The organism is Archangium sp. (genome assembly GCF_036389735.1).
GTDB lineage: Bacteria > Myxococcota > Myxococcia > Myxococcales > Myxococcaceae > Archangium.
In genome coordinates, this window is the sequence record NZ_DASVWK010000052.1 from 1 (window position 1) to 3,342 (window position 3,342).

3 protein-coding genes are annotated in these 3,342 nt (G+C 70.5%); 2 read left to right on the forward strand and 1 reads right to left on the reverse strand.

The genetic code is table 11. From position 1 onward, the window contains the following. Window positions 1–403, forward strand: a 403-nt coding sequence (locus VF794_RS01930) for an MBL fold metallo-hydrolase (protein ID WP_331107145.1), incomplete at its 5' end; no start/stop codon positions are given. Here VF794_RS01930 and VF794_RS01935 read toward each other — a convergent pair. Beyond that, entirely contained in the window at window positions 379–1,116 is a 738-nt protein-coding gene (locus tag VF794_RS01935) for a M50 family metallopeptidase (RefSeq protein WP_331107147.1), read from the reverse strand. The two genes, VF794_RS01930 and VF794_RS01935, sit on opposite strands and share 25 nt — an antisense overlap. A gap of 174 nt (window positions 1,117–1,290) precedes the next feature. Between VF794_RS01935 and VF794_RS01940 the strand changes: the two genes are divergently transcribed. Continuing rightward, window positions 1,291–3,342: S46 family peptidase (locus tag VF794_RS01940; RefSeq protein WP_331107149.1), on the forward strand; the 2,052-nt coding region annotated here is incomplete at its 3' end.

Below are 3,342 nucleotides of genomic sequence, written 5' to 3' on the forward strand. Positions count from 1 at the left end.
GGACTTCTCGGAAGACCTGCGCGGGCTGGCGGGGGGCGCGCTGCGTCCGCTGAGCCCGGGCGAGGCCCTCACGGTGGGCGGCCGCGGCTTCCAGGCGCTGCACACCCCCGGGCACACCCCCGGCTCACACTGCCTGCTGGCGCAGGATGCGCTGGTGTCGGGCGACACCGTCTTCATCAACGGCTGCGGCCGGTGCGACCTGCGCGGAGGAGACCCGGAGGAGATGTACCGCTCGCTGTCCCAGGTACTGCTGAAGGTGCCGGACAACACGCGGCTCTTCCCCGGCCACGACTACGCGAACGTGCCGGTGGCGTCCATGTCGGACGTGCGCCAGCACAACCCGTACTTCGCCTTCCCGGACGTGGCCGCCTTCGTGGCCTACCGGATGCGCCCGAGGCGCTGAGGCCCGTAGCCCATGTTCTCCGGACGCGCGGCGCGCAGCGACCAGCGTCCGAAGAGGCCGAGCAGCGCGAGCGACACGAAGGACCAGATGGCCGCCCAGGCCCAGGAGGGCAGGGGGGTGAGGCCGGCGAGCAGGCTCGCGTCGCTGGCGGAGCTGATGGCGCCCTGCCACAGGTCCGAGCGCAGGTCGAACGCCACGTAGAGGGCGGTGAAGGCGGCGAGGAAGAGGTTGAGCATGTCCACGCCCCCATCGGGCAGGAACCTCGCCGCGAGCCCCAACACGAGGGCGGTCCCCATGCAGAAGGCCAGGGTGAAGCCGTCACCGGCATAGAGGACGCCCATTCCCGCGAGCCACACGCACGCCGCGCCCAGCACGAAGCGGCGCAGCCGGAAGCGGAAGGTGGCCAGCAGGAGGAAGGCCCCGGCCAGCGCGCTGCCCACGTAGCCGGCGGAGTAGACGGCCACCTGGGCCATCACGCCGGGGGGCAGCCGGGACAGGCAGGCACCGGACTCGTTGGCCGCGAGCGTGATGCGGTCCACGGCGCCTCCGGTGAGGAGGGTGGCGAGCGCGTGACCGCTCTCGTGCATCATCACCACCAGCAACTTCAGGGGCCACAGGGCAGGCGAATCCCAGAAGTACCAGCCCACCCCCAGGAGAACGAGGAGAAGGGCCACCCGACCAAAGTCCAGCTTCGAGCCGCTCGAGGTCTGCATGGTGGCCCCACAACACGGCGGTCCGGGGGTTGTTCCACGGGCCTCCTCACGCTCCCCAGGAGGGCCGAGGGGGAGGCGAGCAGGAGCCCCTCGGATTTCGCTCCGTGTATGGGTGCCCGCGAAATCGTCGCCAACCATCGCCAGCGGGCGGAAGACGCGGTAGGGAGGGGCACCATGAAGAAGACGCTCCTGCTCCTTTCACTCGTGGCTGCTCCGGCCCTGGCCGGGGAAGGGAAGTGGACCCCCCAGCAGGTCCTCGAGCTTGACCCGGCGTGGCTCAAGGCCCAGGGTCTCCAGGTGCCACCCAAGCGGCTGTGGGACCCGAAGCGGGGCACCGGTCTGCTGGCGGGCACGGTGAACGTGGGGGGCTGCTCGGGAGCCTTCATCTCCGAGTCCGGCCTCATCATCACCAACCACCACTGCGTCTTCCCCATCATCCAGGAGCACAGCTCACCGGGGAAGGACCTCATCACCCAGGGCTTCCTGGCCAAGGGTCGCGAGGAGGAACTGCCGGGGAAGGGCTCTCGCGTCCAGGTGCCGCGCAGCTTCACGGACGTGACGAAGGAGATGCTGGCGGCGGTGCCCACGGGAGCGGACGACCTCGGGCGGCAGAAGGCGCTGGATCGCAAGGAGAAGGAGCTCACCGCCGAGTGCGAGAAGCGCCCGGCCACGCGCTGCAAGGTGGCCAGCTTCGAAGGCGGGCTCCAGTTCGTGCTCCAGGAGTCGGTGGAGCTGGCCGACGTGCGGCTGGTGTACGCGCCGCCGCGTGCGGTGGGCGAGTATGGCGGTGAGGAGGACAACTGGATGTGGCCGCGCCACACCGGTGACTTCTCCATCATCCGCGCCTACACGGCGCCGGACGGCTCGGCGGCCTCGTACAGCGCTCAGAACGTGCCCTACAAGGCGGAGTTCTTCTTCCCGCTGGCCACCGAGGGCGTCAAGCCGGACGACTTCGTGATGGTGCTGGGTTACCCCGGCATCACCTTCCGCGCGCTGCTGGCGGAGGAGATGGCCGAGCGGCAGGCTCGCTACTACCCGCGCGTCATCGACGTGTACGGCGAGCTCATCCGCATCATGGAGGAGGAGGGCGCGAAGGACCCCACCGGGAAGATCGCCGTGGCCTCGCACCTCAAGGGCCTGCACAACCGCTACAAGAACTCGGGCGGGCAGCTGGCGGGGCTCAAGCGCGGGCGCATCGTGGAGAAGCAGCGCGCGGCCGAGGCGGCGGTGGTGGCGTGGGCCGAGAAGCGCAAGGAGTTCCAGGGCGCGCTGAAGGCGCGGGCGGAGCTGCTGGCGCTCCAGGAGGCGCGGGCCAAGACGCTCGAGCGCGAGTTCCTGCTCGACTCGGTGCGGGGCGTGGTGAAGGCGCCGGCCCTGGCGGTGCTGCTGACGCGCCTGTCGCAGGAGCGGGTGAAGCCGGACCTCGAGCGCAGGCCCGAGTTCATGGAGCGTGAGCTGGCGCGGATGAAGGAGAAGCTGGATCGCGAGCAGAAGAACCTCTTCGCTCCGGCGGACAAGCGGATGCTCCTGGCGCTGGTGCGGCGGGCGCAGGCGCTTGGCGATGGCGAGCGCATCGCGGCCATCGACAAGGCCTTTGGCCCGACGTACGCGGAGAAGGAGGTGGCCGCGAAGATCGACGCCCTCTACGCCGCCACGAAGGTGCTGGACCTGGCGGAGCGGCAGAAGATGGCGGGCGAGACGGAGGCGCAGCTCCGGGCGCGCAAGGACCCGCTGCTGGACTTCGGCTTCGACCTGGTGACGGAGGTGGTGGTGCTCGAGGAGCAGCGCGACCGGCGCCTCGGGGCGACCGTGCGGCTGCTGCCCGAGTGGCGCCGGGCGGTGCTGGCGCACGCGGGCAAGCCGGTGGCGCCGGACGCCAACAGTACGCTGCGGGTGACGTTCGCCAAGGTGAAGGGCTACGCGCCGCGGGATGGGGCCTTCTACACGCCGCAGACGACGCTCGCGGGCGTGCTGGAGAAGCACACGGGCGTGGAGCCCTTCGACGTGCCGGCGAAGGTGGTCGCCGCGGCCGAGGCGAAGCGGTACGGGCCCTGGCTGGACACGCGGCTCAAGGACGTGCCGGTCAACTTCCTGGCGGACGCGGACACCACGGGCGGCAACTCGGGCAGCCCCACGGTGAATGGCAAGGGCCAACTGGTGGGCGTGAACTTCGACCGCGTGTGGGAGAACGTGTCCAACGACTTCGGCTACAACCCGGACGTGGCG

Coding starts and splice junctions, on each gene's coding strand:
- VF794_RS01935 (WP_331107147.1), bottom strand. CDS start 1,116: ATGCAGACCTCGAGCGGCTCGAAGCTGGACTTTGGTCGGGTGGCCCTT.